Genomic DNA, 22,656 nt, shown 5'->3' with positions numbered 1-22,656 from the left:
ATGCCGCCGCCGTCGCCGTTCTCGGCGACGGCGGACGTCCCACGGGGCCGCACCCTCGAGAGGACCCCTGTGAAGTTGAGCGAGTTGCTGACCGGACATGACCACGAGGTACTTCTGGGCGATCCGCAGACACAGATCACCGCCGGAACGTGCTTCGACGCGCACCGCGTCTCCCCGGGCTCCCTGTTCATCGCGGTGCCCGGGCACCGCGAGGGCGGCCCCGAAGCCGTCGGCCCTGCCCTGGCCCGCGGCGCCGTAGCGGTACTGGTCGACGCCGCGACGCCCGATCTCCCGGCCTTCGTGCGGGCGGCGGAAGGCGGCGTGTGTGTCGTCCGGGTCCCCGACACCCGGTCGGCGGCCTCAGTCGTCTCCTCCCGCTATTACGGCCAGCCCGGCCGGGACATGGACATGGTGGCCGTCACCGGCACCAACGGGAAGACCTCGGTCTCGTACATGGTGGAGTCCGTGCTGCGGCTCGCCGAAGGCGCGCGGGTGGGAGTGATCGGGACGGCCGGCAACCGCATCGGCGACACACTGATCCCCATGCCGAGATCGGTGCTGACCACGCCGGAGTCGCCGGACTTCCAGTACCTGCTGGGACAGATGCGCGACCGCGAGGTGAGCACCGTGGTCCTGGAGGCCACATCGATGGGCCTGCTCAACCACCGGGTGGACCACGCTTTCATCGACGTCGGCATCTTCACCAACCTCACCCAGGACCACCTGGACGACCACGGGACCATGGAGAACTACCGGGACGCGAAACTGCGCCTGTTCCAGGGGTTGTGCCGGCGGGCGGTGGTCAACGCCGACGACCCGGTGGGAGCCGGAATCGGGGCCCTGATGCCCGGCGAGGTCACCACGTACGCCCTGGACGCCGAGGCGGACTACCGGGCGAGCGAGCTGAGTATGGACGCCTTCGGTACGCGCTTCACCCTCCACCACGACGGCCACAAGTACCCGGCGGCGATCCCCGTCCCCGGCCGGTTCTCGGTGGCCAATGCCCTCGCCACCGTGGCGGCCTGCCACGTGCTGGGCCACGACCTGGCGAAACTGGTCGCAGCCCTCGACCGGATGCCGCCGGTCCCGGGACGCTTCGAACGCTTCCAGACCCCGCGGGGCACATCCGTGATCGTGGACTACGCGCATTCGCCCGACTCGCTGGACAAAGTCCTCACCGCCATCCGGGAATTCGCCACCAACAAAGTCATCACGGTCTTCGGCTGCGGCGGCGACCGGGACACCACCAAACGCCCCCAGATGGGGCAGATCGCCGGCACCCACTCGGACCTGGTCGTCCTCACCTCCGACAACCCCCGCAACGAAGACCCCGAGACGATCCTCGACCAAATCACGCCGGGCCTGGTTGCGAGCGGCACACGCTTCGAGCGGTGCGCCGACCGCGGACAGGCCATCGCTTTCGCCCTGTCCACCGCCGGGCCGGACGACATCGTCCTGGTCGCGGGGAAGGGCAGTGAGCCCTACCAGATCGTCGGCGAACAACTACTGCCCTTCAGCGACATGGCGACGGTACGCGAACTCGCTTCCGCACAGCAGTAGTTGCACGCCACCGGGCCACGCAAGCGCATGTGCATGCGGATACGCATCCGCATACGCGAGGAAGACGCCTCAGGCCCAGGTCCAAGCCCCGGCCCACTACCCCCGCGCCCCAACCAGACGAAGGGCCCGCACCCGTCCCGCGGGGCGGCGCAGGGAAGCACTCCCCGCCGACTCCAGGACGGACACTGCCGGGCCGTACCGCCCCGCACCCCCGAGCGACAGACACCGGCGATCGTCGGCTGTGTTGCCCCCGCCCCCAGCGACCGAGCCCCTCACGTCGTGCACCACCTGCACCAAGCGGACGCACAGTCTCACCCGTGGTCTGTCGCTGGGGTGTGTCACAGCCGTCGCCCCTTTCGACACGGCGGGTGGGGCCCTCCGGGCTCCGGCCCCATGCGGAGGTCACGCCACTGCACCCCCGGTCCGCACACCGTGCAGGATGCCGTTGCTCCCTCGGCGGTGATCGCACCCCCTTCGGTGATGCGCCCGCCGACCACGACTCTCTGGTACTCGCTCACGCCGGCGTGTAGGCGCCGGCAGCGACCCCGAGTGCCGATCCGGCCAGGTCGTCGCCGATGCTCCAACACGGTTGTGTCCGTCAGCCCTTTCACCCGTTCGGGGCATCCAACCTCGCTGCGCCCACCGGTAGCTTTCACCTGGTTGTCTTCCGCCCGCATCGCCACTCTGACCGCACTGACACCGAGGAGTAACACATGGCGCGCATCCGGCACCTTCTCACCGCGTCCACGCTCGTGGCCGCTTCCCTGCTGACGTCCTTCCTGGCGACATCGCCGGCCGCAGCGCAAGGGAAGGCTTGGGGAAAGCTCTACGCCCGCAACGACTCCGGCAAGCTCGCCCGCGCCTATGGGGACTTCGCCAACAACGGCGGTGTGTACGCCACGGTGGGCGCCAACTGGGACGACCTGCGCCGCAGCGACCACAACCCTGTGTACGTGGAAGCGGAGTTCTTCTTCCTCAAGGGCGGCAAGTGGGAGAGCGCGGGGACGACCCAGACCGCGCGGACCGACACGTCCGACAGCGGCTCCATGTCCCGCAAGCTGCGCCACGACGCTCACGCCGCACGGGCCGTCATCAAGGTGTGCGTGGACCGGGCGCACTGGTCAGACGTCTGCTCGCCGTCGGCGGTCGTCTCGTTCAGCTACTGAGCAATCGGGGCGCTGCCGAACGGATCAATCGAAGGCCGCGGCTTTGACCGCCCCGAGCCTCGTATGCGGGGGCTGGGTTCTTGGTCCGGCGGCTCGCGGACCAACCGCCGGACTGCGCCTAGGCCAAGCGGGGAAGCCCTCTTTGGGAACTCGGCGACGAAGCATGGGAAACCCAACTCGCCGCCCCACGGTCGTTCCGGCGGGCCCCCGGCCACCTCGCGCCGCGTCAAGACGCGGTGCGGGGCCGAAGGCGAGAAGGACAGCGAGCAGCTGGCCATCGGACAACTGCTCGCCAACCTCCGCCGCAAAGGCGGCCACGCCTCGGCCGATGGCTCCAGCAACAGCTCAAGTCAAGCACCTGGGCGCAGCTGTCGACCGACCAGCAAGAACCACTGACCCGGAGCTCCTTTGGGCGGCCACCGCTGGCGGCGCGCAGGCCCTTGACGCGATGCACCACTGACCGCGCCACGGAAGTCCCGGTCGGGGGGAACTCCACTGCGTTCCGCACCACTTGAGGGACTCCTCCGAACGGGGAGCCGTGCGCGGCGTGCCCCTACCGCGTGCCCCACCGCGCCCAGCCGCGCGCCGCGTGAGGTCTGGCGGAAGTCAGGACAGGCGTTCCAGGAGGCCCACTGCGGCGCGCAGTTGGTCCTGTTCGGTGGGGGTGAGGCGGGATTCGATGGCGGTGGCGATCACCTGTTCGCGGCGGGCGCGCTGGTGGAGGAGGGCGGTGCGGCCGGTCTCGGTCGCGCCAACCAGGAGTTTGCGGCCGTCGGTGGGGTGGGGCTCCTGGACCACGAGCCCGGCCTGGGTCATCAGGGCGACGGTGCGAGCCATCGACTGATGGCGGACGCGCTGGAGTGCGGCAAGTTCGGCGATGGTGCAGGAGCGGTCGTCACGGATGAGCAGGCCGAGGACGGCGGCCTGGTTCTGGGGCAGTTCATCGCCGTGGCGCAGGGAGCGGACGAGGCTGCCGAGGGCGGCGCGCAGGTCGGCGGCGAGTTCCAGGGCGTCCGGGCGAGGGTCAGGACTGGGCATGGCAGAAGTGTATCCGAGATGTATACAGCTTAGCTGTACAGCAATGCTGTATGGTTCGTTTTATGCGCCTCACCAAGTTCGGACATGCCTGCGTACGCGTCGAGCACGACGGCACCACCGTCGTCATCGACCCCGGCGCCTTTACCGACCCCTCCGCCCTGGCCGGCGCCGACGCCGTCCTGATCACCCACGAACACATGGACCACTTCGAGGAACCCCGCCTGCGCGCCGCCCTCGAAGCCGACCCGGCACTGCGGGTATGGACGAACCGAGCCGTCGCCGCACAACTGGACGGCATGGCGCGGCGGGTCACCACGGTCGGCGAAGGCGACGCCTTCGCAATCGGCGGCCTCGACGTCACCGTGCACGGCGAATGGCACGCCGAGATCCACCCCGACATCCCGCGCGTCAGCAACATCGGCTTCCTCCTCGGCGGGCGACTTTTCCACCCCGGTGACGCCTTCACCCTGCCGCCTTACGCGGTGGACACCCTGCTGCTGCCCCTCGCGGCACCCTGGAGCAAGGCCTCCGAAGTCCTCGACTACACCCGGGCCGCCGGAGCCCGCCAGGCCATACCCGTCCACGAAGCCACACTCAGCCCGATCGGCCGCGCCGTCTACACCCGCCTCCTCGGACCCGAAGGACCGGGCACCGAAGCAGAACTCGTGGTGCTGGGCGATGGTGAGACCCACCACCTGAACTGACACTTCTACCCCCGGCCTTCGCGGGGCCACCCACGCCCCCAGACAGGGCCCGCAGCAAGGGGACCTCCAAGGGACCCCGGGGACATGGCCAATCGTTCCCGTTGGCGGACAGAGAGCGGGCACTCCCCGGGGCCACAGAGGGCGGGCCGGCGCACCGGACAGGTACAGCAGCTCAACTGCCTGCCGCGAGCGCTGACATCACCAATCTGCCTCTACGACACGGCAGTTGAGCACCAGAAAACCGCTACCGGTCGGTCTTGTCCGCCCTACACCCAACGGCTACCGCCAGCGGACTGACGGCGCTGAGCCGAACCGCTCGTCGAGCTCTGCCCGGGCTTCGACGTCCGCGAGCTGTGCAGGAGGTCCTGCGTTCCTACGCTGCCCTCACCGCGATCCCCCCAACGCGGCTCCCGTTCGATCAACAAGCTCCGTGATCGACACGACAACGGCCCCTTAAAGACCTACCGTTGCGCTGTACGCCTCGCTGGTGAACTGCCCGTTCCCACTGCTGTCGAAGTATCCGAGAATCGCGCCCGATTTCCACTGGCCAGCCTGATAGGGCGCCGTAACGGTCACATAGCACGATGTGCAGTTGTGTTTGGTGGCATTGTTCTGGCTGACGCTGGATCCGTAGAAATACAGGGCCGTCCCGAACGTCAGTGTGGCCGCATTGCTATTGCAGTAGGCCCAGACCGTGGATGTCACGCCCGCAGTGCCGTGGTACGGCTTGCCGGGGCTGACGGTGCAGGTCAGTACAGCCACGGAGGGCGCCGACCTGGTCACGGTCACGGTGCTTCCGCCCACCGTCATGGTCGCGCTGGTCTCGCCGGCCGGCACGACGATGGTGGCCGCGTGGGCGGAGTGGGAAGCTTCAGACGGAGCGGCCTGAGCGCCGGGGGCGCCGACGAGCGCGACAGCCGTCATCGAGGCCACGCCGAACAGGCGGCCCAATATTTTAGTGCGCATGCAACCTCAATCCGGAGAGGGGGAACTGAGCACCGTTGTCAACCGGCGCAGTGCAGCGCTTGATTAGCGTAGAGCGGCCGAGCGCGCCATGTGCCACTGAAGGCGCGCCGACCCCAGGGCAAGCGTCCTAAAAACCAGAAGTTCGCGATCTTCACGGGTCAACCACGAGCTAGATTCTGCGGCATGGAGTCAGAGGCGTCCATGCCGCGCTGCGATATTTTCAGGCCATTCCATTTCCGAAAATGCTCACGCCGGAGCCGCGGACGCCACCCACGGCAACGCGCAGCGAAGATCCCTCCGGGACTTCTCAGACCTCGCCCTGGCTACAATCCTTCGTCACTGGCACCACACCGCTCGCCGCTCACGAAGCCCCGACTCGCACCGGGCGGGCCGCATCGGTCAACTCCTCTTCTTGGCCACACTCGACGAAGCCGTGTGGCCACTTCCACGCCACGGCTACCCGCCGATGATCCATGGTGTGGTTCCTCTGCGGGAACTGTCCGAGCTGGGAACTTCCCCGCAGAAGAGCGAACGCAGCCGACAGCGCACCGGCCCGAGCATCAGGGCCGCAGCAGTCCGCCCACCCACCAGTCGTGCGGTTTGCCGTCGTTGGCGATGCTGCGATTGCGCAGCGTCCCTTCGACGGTGAAGCCGAGTCTCTCGGCGACGGCACGCGAGCCGGTGTTGCCGACCATGGCCCACCACTCGATCCGGTGCACATCGAGGGTGGCCCAGCCCCAGTCACACAGAGCCCGAGCAGCCTCCACGGAGTACCCGCGTCCGCGCTGTTCCCTGACCGCCCAGTAACCGAGCTCCCACACGCCGCGGCTGACGAGGGTCAGGCAGTACGTGCCGACAAGGGCGCCGGTGTCCTTGCGGAACGCACCGAGGGTGTAGTCCCTGTCGTCGGCCCACTGAGCGGGCAGCTTCTCACCGACGAGCTTCTCCGCGTCTGTGCGCCGGTACGGCACCGGCACCGGCGTATAGAACTGAATGGCCTCGTCCTGGCAGGCTTCGTACACCGCATCCACGTCGGCAGCTGCCAGGGCCCGCAGCACCAGACGACCGGTCTCAAGCGTCACTGGTTCCATCGCGGCAGTATGACCACCATCGACAAGCGGCAACCAGCGAATATCGTCCGGTTGGCAGAACTTCGCCAGCCTGCGCCAGATGCTCGCCCTCAACCCGGCCCGCCTGCACGTCGGCCACGGCGCCGCCGAACCCCTCACCACCCCCGCACCATCCTGCCTGAGTGACGCACCCCGCTAGTGCTCTGACCGGGAAGGTTCACCGGGTCGGTGGCCTGTTGGATAACGCTCGGCAACACGGTGGCGGTGATCCTCGCTATAGGATCTTGAGCCCACGACTGGATCTCGGAGGGCTGGGATGGAAGAGCCGCAGATGCGCCTCGGCACCGACGATGCGTGGCTGGACCTGACTCGGGCCGGTGGCGACACCTGGCGGCTCAGTGCCAACTGGTGCTCCTTGCTGACAGCCGACTTCACCGTGGACCTCAGCGATGCTGAGGTCGCGGACTTCGCGGGGCAGATGCTCTCCCGCCTGGGTGAGGCGTCAAACGCGGGATTCTCGGCCGTGGTGACCCCTGGCCGCAACAATCCCCTGGCATTGAAGGCCCAGCCCGTCGGGGAGGGTTTCGCCTTCTTCGTGCGCCTGACCCCCAACGGGGACGACACCGTGTGCCACCTTCAGATGGAGCTGAATCCGATCGCCACCCCGGACCTGCGCGAGGTGTTCGACGCGCTCCACGCGGCGCTGGCGACCTGACAGTTTGGAGCGCTGACTGGTCAGGCGGCTGTTTGGAGCGGACGCCCACCCCAGCGGAGGCCTTTCTCACTGCGGATGCGTGCTCGTTCGCGTCGTTGGTCTGCCAGAACATCGGGATGACGGGTGTTCTTGTTCCGCCAGCGCAGGTATGCGTGCAGGGCCCGAGTCTGGACGGTGTGGTTCGGATGGTTCGAGTTGGCCAGGTGAACTGCCTCAACGGTCCGAAGTGGGCCTCGATGGGATTGGCCCAGGACGCGTAGGTGGGCGTGAAGCAGAGCTCGACCTTGTTCTTCGCTGCCCACCTGCGGATCTTCCAGTTCAGGTGGGCGGAGAGGCTGCCGAGGATCACGTAGATCGGGGCGCCGTCCGGGCGGGCTGCGCGGAGCGATCGCAGGGCAGCCCAGGTGTGGTCGGTGCCCTTGCGGCACCGGTTGACGCCCCACAGCTTGTCGTCGTCGACGGAGTAGCAGCCGCGGAAGGAGGTGATGCCGTGGGCGCGGCGGTAGGTGGCCGGCAGCCGGTCGGGGCGGCTCTGTTCGGCCCAGCAGGGGCTGGCGGTGAGGCGGATGCCCAGCGGCCCGAACTCGTCGAAGGTGAATGTGCGGCCCGGACGCTCGTTGACCGCGTACTCGATCCGCTCGAGCTTGGCGTCGAATGCCGGGTCCAAGGATTCCTTCCACGTCTTCGTCCGCTGGAAGGTGATCCCGCGGCGGGCCAGTAAGCACCGCAGGGCCTCGCGGCCGATCCGGACGGGCCTGGCGATGTTCCCCCGCCTGCTGAGCAGTGACGAGGAGGACTTCGTCGTCCAGACGGCCACCACTCGCCCCACCGGACGGCCTCCCGCCCACTGAGGGTTGAGGCACGCGAGCCCGATCTCGTTGAAATGGTGGATCACGTCACGGACGGTGTCCTCGTCCGCCTGGACCAGACGAGCGATCACCGGAACCGTGCTGCCGCCAGCCGAAGCCAGCCGCATCATCGCCCGCCGAAACCGCACCGAACTCGTGCTGCCCCGTCGCACACTCCGCTGGAGCTTCTGCCCCTCCTGCTGCGTCAGCCTCCGGACCCTGACCGGTGGTGCCATCCCGCCCTCCCCTGCTGGTTGGAAGTCGCCACTTCCAACCAGCACAACGAGCAACCCGGTGAACCTATGCGGTCACAGCACTAGCCGGCCTCCCAGTGTCCAAAGACCAGACGGAGAGCGGTTGTTGAGCCGCATACCCGGGCCCTGTGCCGCGCTCCGCCACATGGCTTCCGCCCCTCGGACAAGCGGCACGCTGTCGACCGACGCCGCGAGCGGCAGTACGGCCCGGGGCCAGAGCTCGCGCCGTGGCGACGGCATGGCGGTCAAGAAGGTCAACTCGGTTGAGTGAGCGGCGTGCCGTTGAGGATCGCAGTGGCGAAGTGAGCAGCCAGCTTCTGCCAGTGCTGAGCGCCGCGGATCATGGTGTGTCCGCCATGTGGCATGGCCACCGTATGCACATCGGCGCCGTGGGCACGGGCCCGCTCGGCGAAGGCCCATGTCTGGTCGGCTCGCGTCACCCGGTCCTTCGGGTCGTGGAGCAGGGCGACGGTTCGGTCCCGCAGATGGGAGACGGGTTCGTTCGTGGGGCACCACGGAGCCAGGGCCACGACGCCCCGTACTGATGGATGCTCGGCGGCCCGCAGCGCTGCCCGGCCGCCCATGGAGTGGCCGATGAGGACGACTGGGAGGCCGGGGGCCAGGCGGCCGAGTTCGTTGAGGGCGTCGTGGGCGTCGTGGACGGGGTCGGCCTGTTGCCCGTTCCAGCCGCGGCGGCGATAGCGCACTGAGGCGAGCAGCAGCGTGTGCCGTGGTTGGGCGCGCAGGATCGCGGTGCCGAACCAACGCAGGCGTAGCGCGGGCAGATTGACCCACGGTGGTGGCGTGAGGCCGTCGGCGCGGCCACCGTGCAGCAGCATCACGGCCCCCTGAGGCCGCCGGGGTTTGGTGCGTACGCGCAACCGGGCCGAAGCGTGCGCGCCGGCTGTCGTGGCGTCTCCGTATGCGCGGGAGGCGGTCATGGTCGTGCCGCCGTCGAGGTGGGGCGCCGACGCGGTGGGAGGGGGAGGAAGCCGCTGGTGCGGGCCGCGTACGCGGTGTAGCCGGGGCGGTCCTTCATGTGTTGTTCCAGAAGATGCTTTCCGCTGCCGCGGGTGAGGAGGAACGACATGAGCAGAGGTGAGACGAGGCTGACCACGGCCGACTGCCAGGTGCCGCAGGCCAGGGCGAACAGGCCCCACCAGACGAGGAAGTCCCCGAAATAATTGGGGTGGCGGGTCCACGCCCACAGGCCTCGGTCCATGATCCGGCCGTGGTGTGCGGGGTCGGCCTTGAACCGGGCGAGTTGGAAGTCGCCCACCGACTCGAAGACCAGTCCCGCCGCCCACAGCACGCCTCCGATCACGTCGGCGACGCCGAGCGGGCCGGGGGTGAACTGGGCGGCTTGAACGGGCAGCGAGATCAGCCAGATCAGGCCGCCTTGGAGGAGGTAGACCATGCGCAGGGCGTACGCGTTCCGGCTGCCGGGCGCCTTGTTGAGCATGCGCTCGTAGCGCGGATCCTCGCCGTGTCCGCGCCCACGCCAAGCGATGTGTGCGGCCAGGCGCAGCCCCCAGATCGCCGTCACGAGGGTCACCAGGAGGCGTCGCGTTTCGTCGCCGTGGCCTGCCGGGACGGTGTACGCGACGACGGCGACGGCGGTGAATCCGATGCCCCACGCGATGTCCACCACGCGGTGCATGCCGACGGCCAGAGCGATGGCGAAGGTGACCAGGAGGACGGCGAGCACCGCGAGGGCCGTCAGGGGCAGGTTGGTGGCGAAGGTGTGCCAGGGGAAACCCGTCATGACATGCCTTCCTGTCGATACCGGTCGGCCGGGTCGGGCGCCATGGTGGCCGCGCCTTCCGTGCCCGGGCGTACGGATCGGTACCAGTCCGCCGGGCCAGGTGTCAGCGTGGCCGTCCCGTCCGTGCCGGGGCGTACGGCGAGGAGCTGGTCGACGCCCATGCGGCGTTCGGCGAACGCCAGGCCGCCGCCGGCCAGGTAGAGCCGCCAGACGCGGGCCGTCTCCTGCCCGGCCAGGGCGACGAACTCCGCCCAGCGTGCCTCCAAAGTGGCGTGCCAGGCGGCGATGGTGCGGACGTAGTGCTCGCGCAACGACTCCACGGCCCACACCTCCAGACCCGCGCCTTCGAGCAGGGTGATGGTCTCGCCCAGGGGCCGCATGTGCATGTCGGGGGCGATGTAGGACTCGATGAACGCGCCTCCGCCGGGGGCGTTCCCGGTGCGTGACATCTGCTGGATCAGGAGGCGTCCGGCGGGGCGCAGCAAGGTGTGCAGGCGACGGGCGAATCCGGGATAGTGGGCGTCGCCGACGTGTTCGCCCATCTCGATCGCGCAGATGGCGTCGTAGTCCGCGCCGGTGATGTGCCGGTAGTGCCGGAGGTGGACCTCGACGAGGTCGTCGAGGCCTTGTTCGTGAATGCGCGCGGCGACGAAGTCGTGCTGTTCCCGCGAGAGGGTGACCGCGGTGACGCGGGCCTTGTAGTGGCGTGCCGCGTACAGGGACAGGCTTCCCCAGCCGCAGCCCACGTCCAGCAGTCGCGCCCCGGGTGCCAAGGCCAGCTTGCGGCAGATCAGTTCGAGCTTGTCGCGCTGGGCCTCGGCCAGTCCGTAGTCGGGGTCGTCGGGGTGTGTCCAGTAGCCGCACGAGTAAGCCATGGACTCGTCCAGGAGCAGCGCGTACCAGTCGTTGGAGAGGTCGTAGTGGTGGCTGATCGCGGCGCGGTCCCGGTCGGTGCTGTGCGGTTGGCCCCGCAGGCGGGCCTGCGGCGCGTGGGGTGCGGGCGGGCGCGGGCCGACCGCGCCGCAGCGCAGTGCGGTGAGGGCGGCGGTCACGTGGCTGCGCAGGGGCGGGCGATGGGGCCGTGATGCGGGCCGTGCTCCGCGTGCCCGGACCGAACGCCACACCGTGCTCAGCGCCGCGCCCACGTCACCCTCCACGTCGAGGTCGCCCGCGATGTAGGCCTGGGCCAGGCCGAGTTCGCCCGGCTCCCACAGCAGGCGGCGCAGGGCGAGCGGTGACCGCAGTACGACGACCGGCGCGCCCTGGGGGCCGGCCTCGGTCCCGTCCCAGGCGCGCAGCCGTACCGGCAGCGCTCCGCCGGTGTAGGCCCGGACGGCCTCGGCGAGGCGAGGCGCGATGCCCGTCATCGTGCGCCTGCCTTGGCCATCACAAGGTGGTGCACATCGAGGTAGCGGGCTCTGAACCCGGCTTCGGAGTAGGCGAGATAGAACTCCCACATCCTGGTGAACGTGGCGTCGAAGCCGAGGAGTTGGACGTCCTCGTGCCGCTCGGCGAAGCGCTCGCGCCACAGCCGCAGGGTCTCGGCGTAGTGCGGGCCGAACGCCTCGTCGGACACCGTCCTCAGTCCGGCCGGCGCCGCGGCGTCCCCGAGGGCTTCGACGGACGGGATGATGCCTCCGGGAAAGATGTACTTGTGGATCCAGGTGTAGGTGCCGCGGGTGGCCAGCATGCGGTCGTGCGGCATCGTGATGGCCTGCAACGCGATCCGGCCGCCCGGGGTGAGCAGGCCCGACAGGGTGTCGAAGTAGACCGGCCAGTACTCCTCCCCCACCGCTTCGACCATCTCCACGCTGACGATCGCGTCGAACTCGCCCCGCACCTGGCGGTAGTCGCACAGCTCGACCGAGACCCGGCCCGCGTGCCCGGCTTCCGCGATGCGTGCGACGGCGTGGGCCCGCTGTTCACGGGAGAGGGTCACCGTCGTGACGTGCGCGCCGCGGGCGGCTGCGCGCAGCGCCAGTTCGCCCCAGCCGGTGCCGATCTCCAGGAGCCTGGTGCCCTCTCCGACACGGGCGGCGTCGAGCAGCCGGTCGATCTTCCGGCGCTGCGCCTCGGCCAGCGCGGACCAGGGGGCGGGGAAGCTGCGGAAGACTCCGGCGGAGTACGTCATGGTCTCGTCGAGGAACAGCGCGAACAACGCGTTGGACAGGTCGTAGTGGCGCTGGACGTTGGTCCGCGCGCCCTGCGGGCTGTTGCGTTCGGCGGCCGGCTGGCGGTGCGCCCACAGTCCGCGCAGTTGCTGCAAGGGGCGCGGTACGAGTGAGGAGACGTGCGAGGCCAGCACGGTGAGGACACCCACCAGGTCGTCGGTGTCCCACTCCCCCGCCATGTAGGACTCGCCGAAGCCGATCAGGCCGTCGACGCCGATGCGGCGGAAGAACGCCCGCGGGTCACGCACCCTGACCACGGGCCCCTGGTCTCCGGTGAGCGGTGCGCCGCCCAGCGCGACACGCAACGGCAGGCGCCCCAGCGCCCGGCGAACGACCCGTGAGGCCACTTCCGTACGGAGCAGTGAACTGTGCGGAACTGTGGCCACGCCCGGCCACCGGGAGGCGTCCACGCCCGGTGGCGTCGTGGCCGTCCTGCTCGGGCTGTCGGGGGATGAGACTGCGGCCTTCACTTCATGCCCTCCTGGAGGCAGTGGCTGGGTCGGGGACGGACGGGCAGGCGGCGCAGGAACAGCCACAGTCCGTGCCTGCGGATCCCCGCGCTGACGGCGGCGGTCGACCACGGGTGGCGCAGCGCAGCGGCCAGCACCCCACCGGTCGTGGCCGGCCTACGGGCGCCCCGCAGGGTGGCGGTGAACGGACGCTCGGCGCCCCTGCGCAACTGGACGCTCACGTCCAGTCGTTCGGACGGTTCGGGTACGCGCATCCGATACGTGCCGTCCACGGGAAAGAACGGCGAGACGTAGAACTCCTTGGGCACCACGGCCAGCCCCCGAGCATCGGGGCGCAGCAGATAGCAGTGGCGTTCGCCGTAGGTGTTGTGCACCTCGGCGACCACCGCGACCAGGTCCCCGTGCGGCCCGTGACACCAGTACAGGGTGAGTGGGTTGAACACATAGCCCAGGACGCGCGCGTGGGCGAGCATGAGGACCCGGCCGCCGTCCAGGCGCACTCCGCGTGCCGCGAGAAAGCCTTCGAGGCCGGCCCGCAGCGAGCGGTCCGCCCCGCCGAAGTGATCGCGGGCCTCGAAACGGGCCAGGGGCCGCAGCGCGCGCGGCAGGACGGGCACGTCGTCGATGTCGATCAGCCACATGTAGGTGCGGTGCTGGAAGGCGTGCCGCAGGGGAGCGGTCCGGGCGTGCGAAACGACGCATTCGTAGAGCGCCGGGACCTGCCGGGCGCGCACCGGAGCGGGGGTCGAGACGGTCGAGGCGGTCACCATGTCACCCCCAGGGCTGCGGCGGCCCGCACGCCCGACCGACAGCCGTCCTCGTGGAACCCCCAGCCGTGATAGGCGCCCGCGTACACCGTCGTGGAGGTGTCGAGTCCGGGCAGGCGCCGCTGCGCGGACACCGACTCCCTTGTGTAGACGGGGTGTTCATAGGTCATCCGGGCCAACACCCGTTCCGGGCGGACCCGTTCGGCGGCGTTGAGGGTGACGATGTACGGCTGGCGGGATTCAAGGCGTTGCAGCCGGCTCATGTCGTAGCTGACCCGCACCTTGTCCGCAGGGGACGAGCAGGACGGCATCAGGTAGTTCCAGGATGCCCTGGCCCCGCGGGCGCTGGGCAGCAGTGTGGCGTCGGTGTGCAGCACCGTGTCGTTGCGCGAGTACCGGAAGGCGCCCAGGACCCGCCGCTCCTCGGGGGTGGGGTCGGCGAGGAGACGCAGCGCCTGGTCGGGGTGGACGGCGATGACCACCGCGTCGTACGCGAACTCCCCGCCGTCCCCGGTGACGACCCGGGCGCGGCCCGGTTCGCGCCGCACCGCCCGCACCGGGGTGGCGGTGTGGACGGCGGTCAGCTGTTTGGCGACCCGATTGACGTATTCGACGGAGCCTCCGGTCACCGTCCTCCACTGCGGCGCCCCTCGGACCGACAGCATCCCGTGGTGGGCCAGGAAGCGGAACAGGTAGGTGGCGGGATAGCGCATGGCGATCTCCGGGGCGCACGACCACACCGCGGACACCAAGGGGGTGACGAAATGGTGCACGAAGTACGGGGTGAAGCCGCCGTCGGCCAGAAACTCCCCCAGCGACAGATCACCCTCGCGGTCCGAGACCAGAGCAGCGCGCGCGGCACGATGGAACGCGGGCACCTGGCCGAGCATCCGCAGATAGCGGCCCCGCACCAGGCTGCGCGGCTGAGCGAACAGCCCCGCGGGACCGCGGGCACCGGCGTACTGAAGCCCACAACCGTCGCACCGCACCGACATGCTCATCTCGGCGTCCTGGGTGGACACCCCGAGTTCGCGGAACAACCGCAGCAGCAGCGGATAGGTACGTTCGTTGTGCACGATGAAGCCACTGTCGACTCGCAGGGCCGCCCCGCCGTCGGCCACGTCGTGGGTGTGCGCGTGCCCGCCGAGACGGTCGTCCGCCTCGTACAACGTCACGTCGCAGGCCCGCTGCAACACATAGGCCGCGGTCAGCCCCGCCACCCCGCCGCCCACCACGGCTATCCTCCGCCGTTCCACCTTCGCCTCCTCCAAAGCCCTCGTACGGCACCGGCTCCTCAGTGGTTCGGTGCGGGGCGGGCTTTGGATTGGTCGGCGAAGGGGGCGAGAAAGTCAGGGTCTGCTTGGTACGGGTGGGTACCCCGTCGCGGCGAGGCCGCCGTTCCGGTCAGCCACTCAGGTGGCGGTTCAGGTCGCCCACGCGCGGAGCATGTCCTTCATCGAGTCCGTCAAGGCGATTTGCAGCAGGGGGCCGTAGGTGATCCGACCGACGCCGAGCCGATGGAAGCGTTCGAGATCGTGGTTGACGGGGTGAGCCGTGGAATTCACCGGAACCCTGACGGCGCCGATCACCGCCGCGAGCAGGTCGTCGTCGTCCTGAATGGCGACCGGGTAGACGCTGTCGGCGCCTGCCCGCTCCATGGCCTTCAGCCGCTCGATCGCCTCGTCCAGGACCGCGGAAGCGTCCTGGGCGTGGAGGAAGAGGTCGGTGCGCCCGTTGATCCAGATCGGTACGCCCGCGTCATCGGCAGCCGCGCGCAGCCCGGCGATGTAGCTCGCGTGCTCCTGCGTGGTGCGCACGCGCCCGCCCTCCGAGTGGACGGTGTCCTCGATGTTGAGCCCCGCGCCGCCGACGTCGATGAGACCGGCCACGAGATCCGCGGGCTTCTGTCCGTAGCCGGCCTCCAGGTCCACGGAGACGGGGATCTCGACGGCCGCGACGATCGGCCTGACGGCAGCGAGCACCTCCTCGAAGGTCTGTCCCTCGTGGTCGTCGGCGCCCCTGGAGTCGGCGAGCGGATGACTGCCGATCGTGAGCGCGGGGAACCCGGCTTCGGCGGCGGTCCGTGCGGACCAGGCGTCCCAGACGGTGGGCAGCACGAGCGGCTTGTGCTCGACGTGCAACTGGGCGAGGCGACGGGCACGTTCAACGGTGGTGGTTCGAGAGTCCATGTCCTGGACGCTACCCCCGATCAACCACGAATACGGCGCACATCCGGCTCCGTGCGCCCGAAGCGCCGCCGCCTTGGTCCAGATCGCAGACGAGGTCAGGTGCGGTCGCGCAAGGCATGCGAGAGCGCGCCCAAGCTGACGTCGACGACCGTACGGAGCTGCTCCCGGCTCTCGCCGATCCTGCTCAGCACGGCCAGCGACTGGTTCACGGCCGCGAGGTGGACGGCGAAGGAGTCCGCATCGCTCTCGGGCAGCCCTGCGGCGCTCAAGGCGCTCCGCAACCGCGCACGCTGGAGGCGCAGCGCTTCCTTCGCGCGGGCGGCGACGGCCGGGCTGAGCACCGGGGTCGTCATGGCCGTCTGGGCGATCAGACAGCCGTCCGGGACGTCCGGGTCGGCGATGCGTTCCAGGGTGACCGCGAAGAATGCCCGTACAGCGCCCAGCAAGTCCTCGGACGCGTCCGCGAGCGCCTGGTCGTACTTGGTTCCGTAGCGCTCGGCGTAGCGGTCCAGGCAGCGCAGGTAGAGCGCGTTCTTGTCGCCGAACGAGGAGTAGAGGGAACTGCGGTTCAGTCCGGTCGCCCTGGTGAGGTCGTCCAGAGACGTGTCGGCGTAACCGGCGCGCCAGAACTGGAGCATCGCCGCGTCCAGCGCGACGCCCACGTCGAACTGCTTCTTCCCGGCCATACCACCCGCACCTCGTTCCCCTGCCAAATTCCCTTACCAGTCGGCCAGTCCAGTCGTCCTGGCCTGGTTCAGATTATCTTGAACCGATCGGTACAAGATGCCATAGGGTTGCGGCATGACCGACGACGACGCCATGACCTTGAGCCGCTCCTGCGGCGAGAACCCGCTTCCCGAGTTGCCGCTGCACGAGCTTGCAGGATTCACTCACCGCTGGGTCGACGCGGGGGGAATTCGGCTGCACGCCGTCGAAGGGGGCCGGACGGACGGGCCCACCGTCGTCCTGCTCGCGGGGTTCCCGCAGACCTGGTGGGCCTGGCGGAAGGTGATGCCGGGTCTTGCCGAGCGATTCCACGTGATCGCGATCGACCTGCCGGGACAGGGCCACTCCGAGCGCCCAGGGGGCAGCTACGACACGCACACGGTCGCCTCCCACGTCGAGGCCGCCCTCACCGCGCTCGATGTGCCGAAGTACTGGCTCGTCGCCCACGACATCGGAGCCTGGGTCGCCTTCTCGCTGGCGCTGCGGTGTGAGGAGCGCCTGCATGGTGTCGCTCTGCTCGATGCCGGCATTCCGGGGGTCACCCTCCCGGACGCCGTCCCATTGGACCCCGCCCGGGCCTGGAAGACCTGGCACTTCGCCTTCCACCTCGTACCCGAGCTGCCGGAAGCCCTGCTCAGGGGGCGCGAGCGTGAATACGTCGGCTGGTTCCTGAAGGCCAAGGCACTCTCCCCGACCGCCTTCGACGACGCCGAGATCAACCACTACGCAGCCGCCATCGCGGCCGAGGGAGGCCTCTCGGCGTCACTGGCCTACTACCGCGACGCCGCGGAATCAGCACGCAAGAACCACGACGCCCTCACCCAAGGGCACCCGACCCTCCCCGTTCTCGGCATCTCCAGCTCCCACGGCTCCATCCCCGACATGGCCGCGTCCATCAGCCCGTGGGTGGAGAACGCCACTGGAGTCGTCATCCCGCACGCCGGACACTTCATTCCGGACGAGCAACCTGCCGCAATCGTGGATGTGTTGACCACATTCATCGTCTACGAGTCCGAGCCCATCGGGGCACGGCGCGACACCCAACCGTCCGCCACCAGCCAGACCGCGTAGGGCCAAGGCGCGAGGGGTGATAGGGCCGTCCGTACCCCCCGGGCGCGCATACACCGGTCAGCCGCACTTACCTCGCCTCGGCCGCAGCGCCCAGCTCATACTTACGTGTCGCTCAGCGGGCAAAGCCGTGGGGCCCTCAACTCCCCTGCCAGGGCGGCGAGTTGCGTTGCCTCGCACCCTGGCACTCCTTCCACCCGCGCAGCCCGTTGCGGCCGGGACCAGATCGCGCGCTGGAGGATCAGTGAGGCCGGTAACTCCGCCTCCTGTTCCTGCGGGTCGGTGTGGACCGTCGTGCCGAGCACCCGGCGTACCGGACTCGTCGACAGGGGCGGTGTGAGTTCCGTCGACAGGGTGCCGTCGTGTCCGCACAACAGATACCTTCGGCTCGCTGATTCACGGAGGCCCGCCTCCAGAGCCCTGTGGCCGCAGGAACTCGTTCGCCCCGAAGATCGCCGCCAGGTAACCTCGCCAAGGTTTTGCAAAAGCGAGCAAAGGTAAAAAGTGGTGGGGACTGCGAAAAAGTACGCCGTACCGTTTCTCGGCGCGGTACTCGCTGTGGGCCTGACGGCCTGCGGCGGCGGGGACGACAGCAAGAGCGCCGGCGGCCAGAAGGGCGCCGGGGGAACGGCGAGCAGCGCGCCCAAGAGCGCGGAACGCAGCGACGCAAAGAGCGTGATCGCGGCTGCGGCCAAGAAGACCGCCGGCGTGACGGCGTACAAGATTGACCAGACGACCAAGAACTCCGAGGGCGAGAAGCGTTCCGAGCAGGCCTGGCGCAAGAAGCCGGTGCCGCTCACGGTGGTCAAGTCCACCGAGAAGAAGCCGGGTGCCACGGACAGGGAGTCGTACTCCATCGTCACCGGCGGGGCCGTCTACACCAAGACCGACAAGGTGCCCACGACCGGCAAGAGCTGGTTCAAGATCGAGACCCAGGCGGGGAAGGACCCGAACCGGGTCGAGGGGCTCCTGCCCGGCCGACTCGGCGCGCTCGGTGCCACCAGCTCCACGAAGTGGGTCGGAAGCGAGCCTGTCGGCGGCCATCCTGCCGACCACTACAGCGCCACCGTCGTCCTGTCCGAACTCGCCACGTACGAGGGGCCGGCGATGAACCACGCCGACCGCGACGAGTACGTCCTGAGCGCCAAGGACGCCGGCGAAAGCCAGGTCGTCGTCGACGTATGGGTCGGCAAGGACGACCTCGTCCTGAAGTCCCAGGAACACGGCAAGGGCAAGCACGGCGACGAGGTCGTGACCGAGGAGTACTCCGACTACGGCATCGCCCCCAAGGAAGAGGCCCCGCCCGCTTCCGCCGTCCTCACCTGGGACGAGTACATGGCTGCCCTCACCAAGGGCTGACCCGATCACCGTCGTGTGTGCCCTGGCCGCCGACGCCGTCCTAGTTGAGGTGTGACTGGGGGCCAGGTAAAGCTCGGAAGCCGGGGGCGGCGCACCCACCGGGAGCTGGAGGCAGGGACCGGCCGAGGCGAGCGGCGGCAGCTGGCCCCACTCCGGCGGTGGGTGGCATGGCGGATGCGGCGGATTTTGTCCCCAGTACGACTGATCCGCCCATGTGGGTGAACCCGCCACAACACCCCCCGCCGGGGCCAGTGCCCGCACCTATAAAGGGGCCCGTCACATTGATCGACTGATGGGTCCTCACCATGCTCCAGACCGCTCTTCGTGTGCTCGCCGCCGTATCGCTCGCCTCCCTCGGCTCCGCCACCGCCGTCTCCCTCGCCACGGCCGCCGTCGCCACCACCGTCTCCCCCACCACCGCAGCGGTCGTCCACGACGACCCGCTCACCGCGCCCTGCGGGCCGACGGTCGAGTACCGCGCCTGGGACTGGTGGCGTACGACGACCAACCCCTCACTTGCCCGCCCCGTCAACGAAACCGCGACGGCCGAGCGGTGGCAGTGGCGCACGGACACCAACACCTTGTGGCGCGGCGACACCCGGGAGACCGTGGACGAGATCTTCGCGACCGGCTTCACGCCCAGGGGCGAGGAGGTCATCCCGCTCGCCGACTACATCGTCAAGGGCGGCGGCCAGAACAGCGCGCACCTCAGCACCAGTTGTGAGAAGTGGGTGGCCCAGAAGTTCGCGACGTACGGCAGCGCGAAGACCGGCTGGGTCTATGAGATCCACGCGCCCGGCGGCATCGACGTGAACGCCACCGCCCACCTGAACAACTACACCTCGCCCTACCTCTGGAACAAAGAAATCGACTTCCCCGGCGGAGTCAAGGGCCGCTACATCAAGGGGGCCTGCAAGTTCCGACTGACCTACACGGACCCGCAGACCAAGGTCAACGACTACGAAAACCTCGGCTGCAAGGAGAACGCCGACTTCGCACCCGACGCGGTGGACGCCGCCGCACTCGCCGCGGCTCACTGACGCGACTCGCCGGTCCGGCCCCTCGGGGCCGTCCGCCCGAACGCAGAGGCCCCGCCGACACCTGCCGACGAGGGCCTCACCAGTGCGGGGTGCGCGACATGGAACCGCCGCCGTGGAGCAGCACAATGCCGAGCACGGCTAGCGTCATGGCGTCCAGGGCTGTGTCGGCGTAGGTTCCGGCTGGAAGGGCGTTGCAGGCGAGCAGCCCGAACGCGCCGCTCCAGCAACCGCCGCAGCTCCTTGAACCAGAGCCTGGGCGTGAACCGCCCGTACCGCTCGCGGAGCGTCTCGCCGTCGGGCCCGCGCCGCGTGCCGAGCCGGACGGAAACGACGGTGCCCTGGAGGGTAGAGATGGCAGGGGTGGCAGGAATCGAACCTGCGGCATCCGGTTTTGGAGACCGGCGCTCTGGCCAACTGAGCTACACCCCTTCAACAAGGCCCACTCTGTCACGCACACCGCACCAACCTCCACCGCATTTCCCGCACAGCCCCGAGCACGCCCCGACCCTCGCTTTCGGCGCTGAGACCGTTCTGACGCCCACGTACGGTGCAAGTCAGGACAGTTGAGGAGCCAGTGACCGCTCCTGGACCGCTCGCAGCCAGAGTGGCCGGGGGGCTCGGCATGGCGGTCGCCGGGTTGACCGGGCGAACCGGACGTGCCCGCGGGCCCGGACGGCACCGGCGAGGGGCACCCGCCGGGCCAGGAAAGTCCGGGGGCACACTCTCGGCGTGGCCACCGCGCCCGCGGCGTGACAGGGCCGTGGCGCCCCGGGTGTGGCTCGCTGTCCCGTCGCACATGATCGGCTTCCAAAGCCGGGCTTTGACCTGCGGCGACCAGTCCAGTCAAGACATCGGGATGCCGGGAGCCTCGGGTGACGTGGGCCTGGGCGGGTGAATTACCGGGTGCTGTCTCAGCAAGCCTGGCAGGAACAGAACTGAGCAGGTGGGTTCCCCTGACCCTCAGCAAGGGGGAGACTCCAGCCATGGGGGGTACACCGTCTTCAGGGCACGAGGGTCCACTGGCAGAGTTCACCGCTCTGCGTCAGGAGATCGAGCGGCGCAGCACCGCGTCTCACGCTCTTCTGGGGCTACAGCTCACCACAGCGGCCGCCGTCTTCGGCTTTGCAGCGGCTGCCCCCAGCAGACTGGGGTTCTTGGTGATCATCCCCTTCAGTTCCTACCTGTTGGGCACTAGGTATGCCGCTCAACTGCACTAGTCCTTCCTTGCCGCGCAATACATCGCGACCGAACTCAGCCCGCGAGTCCCAGGGGGCTTGGGCTGGGAGCCATGGTTGGGTGACAGGGCAAGCCAGTACCGCGGTCATAAGGCCGTGCGGTTGACGGGCCTGTGGCTGGCCTTCCCCGCAGTCGCCGGCGCCGCCGTCATCTGGTCAGCCATGCACTTCTACGGCCATGGTCGCCTCGGGGGAGTTCAGCTCGCGGTAGTCACCATCCTGTGGCTCTTCGCCTTGGCCGCGGTTCCAGCGACCGGCTGGGTTCTCTGGCGGCTGGTGTATGTGATCTGCGGCCACCCCGCGAGCACGACATCGAATCCGCCGAACTGACCCAGCAGCCGCACGGACAGCTCACGGTGCGCGGGGCGCCGCTCGGCGAACCAGACCGCGTGAGAGGCAACTAGCGCATCACTCCAGAGGGAGCGCCTCCCCGAACGCCTCCGGTGGCCGCGGGCCCAGGATGCGACGGTCCTGCGCCCGGATGGGTACGTCGTTGATGCTTGCCTCTCGCCGCCGCATCAGGCCCTGTGCGTCGAACTGCCACAGTTCGTTGCCGTACGAGCGCCAGTGCCCGCCGACCGCGTCGCGCCACTCGTACTGGAAGCGGACAGCGATCCGGTCGTCCCCGTAGGACCAGAGCCCCTTGCGCAGTGCGTAATCGAGCTCTCGGCGCCACTTCCGGGCGAGGAAGGTGCGGATCTCCGCCCGCCCGGTCACGAAGGAGTCGCGGTTGCGCCACACCGAGTCCTCGGAGTAGGCGAGCGCGACCCGTTCGGGGTCACGGGTGTTCCACGCGTCCTCGGCCGCCTGCACTTTGGTGCGTGCGTCGGCTTCGGTGAACGGTGGTACGGGAGGGCGCACTTGGCGGCTCTGCCCCGTCGGAGTTTCCCGGAGAGAGCTCATTCGGACCACTCCGAGCCCTCGATGACAGACACGAAGTCGGTGCGCACGAAGCCCGGCGAGAAGCGGCTGAGTACGTCGGCCTTGACGTTGCCGAACGCGGTGTCGGGGCGGTGCGCGATGCCCTCGGTGAACGCCGCGAGTATCCGCCGCTTGAAGTCCGGCCGCGGATGGGCGGCGACGACCGCGTCCCGCTGCGCGTCGCCGACCTCGTCGAAACCGAGTCCGAGGACGTCGACTTCGACGCCCGCGGTGACCAGTGCGACCTCCGGCTCCATCCGGTACGGGATCTCCGGAGTGGTGTGGAGGGCGATCGCCCGCCAGGCGATATGTGTCTGCTCTGGCGCGAGGCCGTGCCGCAGCAGGAAGTCGCGGGCGGCGTCCGCGCCGTCGATCTCGAAGCGCTGCCGGGACGTGGCGTACTTCTCCGTCAGGCCCAGGTCGTGGAACAGCGCTGCCACGTAGAGGAGTTCGGGGCCGAAGGTCAGGCCGCGTCGACGGCCGCGCAGCGCTCCGAAGAGGAAGACGCGGCGCGAGTGGTCGTACAGCAGCTCGCCCGCGGTGTCGCGAATGAGCTCGGTCGCCTCCTTGGCGAGTGTGCTGTCGGGGATCTCGATATCGGCGATACGTGTGGTCACGATCGGC

22 protein-coding genes, 1 tRNA gene and 1 pseudogene are annotated in these 22,656 nt (G+C 69.2%); 9 read left to right on the top strand and 15 right to left on the bottom strand.

Going from position 1 to position 22,656, the window contains the following annotated elements:
* The first annotated feature begins 69 nt into the window (after positions 1-69).
* Complete coding sequence (locus tag DWB77_RS36555) at positions 70-1,560, top strand: UDP-N-acetylmuramoyl-L-alanyl-D-glutamate--2,6-diaminopimelate ligase (protein ID WP_120726974.1); 1,491 nt, start codon at positions 70-72, stop codon at positions 1,558-1,560.
* A gap of 713 nt (positions 1,561-2,273) precedes the next feature.
* On the top strand, positions 2,274-2,726 hold the full coding sequence (locus DWB77_RS36550) for a hypothetical protein (RefSeq protein WP_120726972.1): 453 nt from the start codon (positions 2,274-2,276) through the stop codon (positions 2,724-2,726).
* Positions 2,727-3,332: 606 nt separating this feature from the next.
* Here DWB77_RS36550 and DWB77_RS36545 read toward each other — a convergent pair.
* Positions 3,333-3,764 (bottom strand): MarR family winged helix-turn-helix transcriptional regulator, encoded by a 432-nt coding sequence (locus tag DWB77_RS36545; RefSeq protein WP_120726970.1) that lies wholly within the window; start codon positions 3,762-3,764, stop codon positions 3,333-3,335.
* Positions 3,765-3,826: 62 nt separating this feature from the next.
* On the opposite strand from DWB77_RS36545, the gene DWB77_RS36540 reads away from it, so the two are divergent.
* On the top strand, positions 3,827-4,468 hold the full coding sequence (locus DWB77_RS36540; protein ID WP_120726968.1) for an MBL fold metallo-hydrolase: 642 nt from the start codon (positions 3,827-3,829) through the stop codon (positions 4,466-4,468).
* 453 nt (positions 4,469-4,921) lie between these two features.
* Here the strand turns inward: DWB77_RS36540 and DWB77_RS36535 are convergent, their stop codons facing one another.
* A complete protein-coding gene (locus DWB77_RS36535; RefSeq protein WP_120726966.1) occupies positions 4,922-5,434 on the bottom strand; it encodes a hypothetical protein in 513 nt (170 codons plus the stop codon).
* Between the two features lie 560 nt (positions 5,435-5,994).
* Positions 5,995-6,525, bottom strand: coding sequence for a GNAT family N-acetyltransferase (locus DWB77_RS36530; RefSeq protein WP_120726964.1), 531 nt, complete (start codon positions 6,523-6,525; stop codon positions 5,995-5,997).
* Positions 6,526-6,820: 295 nt separating this feature from the next.
* Between DWB77_RS36530 and DWB77_RS36525 the strand changes: the two genes are divergently transcribed.
* Positions 6,821-7,219, top strand: coding sequence for a hypothetical protein (locus tag DWB77_RS36525; protein ID WP_162952709.1), 399 nt, complete (start codon positions 6,821-6,823; stop codon positions 7,217-7,219).
* Between the two features lie 20 nt (positions 7,220-7,239).
* Here DWB77_RS36525 and DWB77_RS36520 read toward each other — a convergent pair.
* Positions 7,240-8,303: pseudogene (locus DWB77_RS36520) on the bottom strand (IS630 family transposase).
* Between the two features lie 163 nt (positions 8,304-8,466).
* Here DWB77_RS36520 and DWB77_RS39365 point away from each other — a divergent pair.
* Positions 8,467-8,592 (top strand): hypothetical protein, encoded by a 126-nt coding sequence (locus DWB77_RS39365; RefSeq protein WP_281280073.1) that lies wholly within the window; start codon positions 8,467-8,469, stop codon positions 8,590-8,592.
* Here DWB77_RS39365 and DWB77_RS36515 read toward each other — a convergent pair.
* The 8 genes from DWB77_RS36515 to DWB77_RS36480 form a co-directional block, all read right to left on the bottom strand.
* Positions 8,576-9,160, bottom strand: coding sequence for an alpha/beta hydrolase (locus DWB77_RS36515; RefSeq protein WP_246033773.1), 585 nt, complete (start codon positions 9,158-9,160; stop codon positions 8,576-8,578). The genes DWB77_RS39365 and DWB77_RS36515 overlap by 17 nt on opposite strands.
* Before the next feature lie 98 nt (positions 9,161-9,258).
* A complete protein-coding gene (locus tag DWB77_RS36510) occupies positions 9,259-10,086 on the bottom strand; it encodes a DUF1295 domain-containing protein (protein ID WP_120726958.1) in 828 nt (275 codons plus the stop codon).
* Positions 10,083-11,453, bottom strand: coding sequence for an SAM-dependent methyltransferase (locus DWB77_RS36505; RefSeq protein ID WP_120726956.1), 1,371 nt, complete (start codon positions 11,451-11,453; stop codon positions 10,083-10,085). The genes DWB77_RS36510 and DWB77_RS36505 overlap by 4 nt, the downstream gene beginning before the upstream one ends.
* A complete protein-coding gene (locus DWB77_RS36500) occupies positions 11,450-12,727 on the bottom strand; it encodes a class I SAM-dependent methyltransferase (protein WP_428985178.1) in 1,278 nt (425 codons plus the stop codon). The genes DWB77_RS36505 and DWB77_RS36500 overlap by 4 nt, the downstream gene beginning before the upstream one ends.
* Positions 12,724-13,497, bottom strand: a complete 774-nt coding sequence (locus tag DWB77_RS36495) for a DUF1365 domain-containing protein (RefSeq protein ID WP_120728649.1) — start codon at positions 13,495-13,497, stop codon at positions 12,724-12,726. Before DWB77_RS36495 ends, DWB77_RS36500 begins: the two co-directional genes overlap by 4 nt.
* The gene (locus DWB77_RS36490) at positions 13,491-14,750 is read right to left on the bottom strand and encodes an NAD(P)/FAD-dependent oxidoreductase (RefSeq protein WP_246033772.1); all 1,260 of its coding nucleotides are present in this window, start codon (positions 14,748-14,750) and stop codon (positions 13,491-13,493) included. Before DWB77_RS36490 ends, DWB77_RS36495 begins: the two co-directional genes overlap by 7 nt.
* 168 nt (positions 14,751-14,918) lie before the next feature.
* Entirely contained in the window at positions 14,919-15,683 is a 765-nt protein-coding gene (locus DWB77_RS36485) for an isocitrate lyase/PEP mutase family protein (protein WP_120726954.1), read from the bottom strand.
* Between the two features lie 95 nt (positions 15,684-15,778).
* Complete coding sequence (locus tag DWB77_RS36480; protein ID WP_120726952.1) at positions 15,779-16,369, bottom strand: TetR/AcrR family transcriptional regulator; 591 nt, start codon at positions 16,367-16,369, stop codon at positions 15,779-15,781.
* 115 nt (positions 16,370-16,484) lie between these two features.
* Between DWB77_RS36480 and DWB77_RS36475 the strand changes: the two genes are divergently transcribed.
* From DWB77_RS36475 to DWB77_RS36455, 3 genes are all read left to right on the top strand, one after another.
* Positions 16,485-17,480, top strand: a complete 996-nt coding sequence (locus tag DWB77_RS36475; RefSeq protein ID WP_120726950.1) for an alpha/beta fold hydrolase — start codon at positions 16,485-16,487, stop codon at positions 17,478-17,480.
* A gap of 504 nt (positions 17,481-17,984) precedes the next feature.
* Positions 17,985-18,836 (top strand): hypothetical protein, encoded by an 852-nt coding sequence (locus tag DWB77_RS36465; protein WP_120726948.1) that lies wholly within the window; start codon positions 17,985-17,987, stop codon positions 18,834-18,836.
* Positions 18,837-19,141: 305 nt separating this feature from the next.
* Positions 19,142-19,876: a scabin-related ADP-ribosyltransferase gene (locus DWB77_RS36455; protein ID WP_216826890.1), complete on the top strand. Its 735-nt coding sequence runs from the start codon at positions 19,142-19,144 to the stop codon at positions 19,874-19,876.
* A 352-nt stretch (positions 19,877-20,228) separates the two neighbouring features.
* Here DWB77_RS36455 and DWB77_RS36445 read toward each other — a convergent pair.
* Positions 20,229-20,305, bottom strand: a tRNA-Trp gene (locus tag DWB77_RS36445).
* An 863-nt stretch (positions 20,306-21,168) separates the two neighbouring features.
* Here DWB77_RS36445 and DWB77_RS36435 point away from each other — a divergent pair.
* The gene (locus DWB77_RS36435; protein WP_120726942.1) at positions 21,169-21,441 is read left to right on the top strand and encodes a hypothetical protein; all 273 of its coding nucleotides are present in this window, start codon (positions 21,169-21,171) and stop codon (positions 21,439-21,441) included.
* 78 nt (positions 21,442-21,519) lie between these two features.
* On the opposite strand, the gene DWB77_RS36430 is transcribed toward DWB77_RS36435, so the two are convergent.
* Together DWB77_RS36430 and DWB77_RS36425 are read right to left on the bottom strand one after the other, a co-directional pair.
* The gene (locus tag DWB77_RS36430; RefSeq protein ID WP_120726940.1) at positions 21,520-22,014 is read right to left on the bottom strand and encodes a nuclear transport factor 2 family protein; all 495 of its coding nucleotides are present in this window, start codon (positions 22,012-22,014) and stop codon (positions 21,520-21,522) included.
* On the bottom strand, positions 22,011-22,649 hold the full coding sequence (locus DWB77_RS36425) for an HD domain-containing protein (protein ID WP_120726938.1): 639 nt from the start codon (positions 22,647-22,649) through the stop codon (positions 22,011-22,013). Before DWB77_RS36425 ends, DWB77_RS36430 begins: the two co-directional genes overlap by 4 nt.
* Between the last annotated feature and the right edge of the window lie 7 nt (positions 22,650-22,656).

The sequence above is a fragment of the Streptomyces hundungensis genome, assembly GCF_003627815.1.
GTDB lineage: Bacteria > Actinomycetota > Actinomycetes > Streptomycetales > Streptomycetaceae > Streptomyces > Streptomyces hundungensis_A.
The sequence above is the reverse complement of the archived record's forward strand: the minus strand, read 5'-3'. Positions and strand labels throughout refer to the sequence as shown.